Origin of the sequence: Mesorhizobium sp. M2A.F.Ca.ET.067.02.1.1, assembly GCF_004023285.1 — a bacterium.
Lineage (GTDB): Bacteria > Pseudomonadota > Alphaproteobacteria > Rhizobiales > Rhizobiaceae > Mesorhizobium.
Map to the genome: position 1 here is coordinate 1 of NZ_RZSB01001367.1, position 583 is coordinate 583.

General features: G+C 65.9%; 1 protein-coding gene. It reads right to left on the minus strand.

Annotated features, from left to right (window positions below; genetic code table 11):
• On the minus strand, positions 1-583 hold a 583-nt coding region (locus EOA28_RS37855; protein ID WP_281060964.1), incomplete at both ends, for a cytochrome c-type biogenesis CcmF C-terminal domain-containing protein.

Consider the following 583-nt stretch of genomic DNA (forward strand, 5'->3'; position numbering starts at 1 on the left):
GCCAGCGACATGGCCGCGCCCGCCATCATCACCAGGGCACCGCCCCAGATCAGCGTCACCAGCGGTTTCCACCAGAGACGCACGACGACGGAGCCGTCATTACCCTCGTCACCGAGCGATAGGTAAAGCTGGCTCAAGCCGAGCGTGCTGATGCCGGACTCGGTCGTTGCCGTCTGCCGGGCCTGAAAGAAGCGTTTTGCCGAAGAGATCTCGCCCTTGGCATTGCCGTCTGCGCCGATCAGCAGGAAGCGGGCGCGATCCTCGGTGAAGTTCGGACCTTTCTGGGGAAAAAGCCCTTCGAAGCGCAGCGTGTGACCGGAGAGTTCCACCGTCTCACCAGGCCGCATGGTGAGGATTTTTTCGCTGCCGAAGCAGAGCGTGCCGACGATGCCGAGCAAGGTCAGCCCGAGGCCGAGATGGGCCAGTGCCGTGCCGAAGACCGAGCGCGGCAGGCCGGCGAAACGGCGAAGCATGGCGGCCGGCGCCACCGAGCCGGCGCCGGATTTGACGGCAAGGTCGGTCAGCGCGCCGGCGACGAGCCAGACAGCGAGGCCGACACCAAGTGCTGCAAAAACCGAGGCGC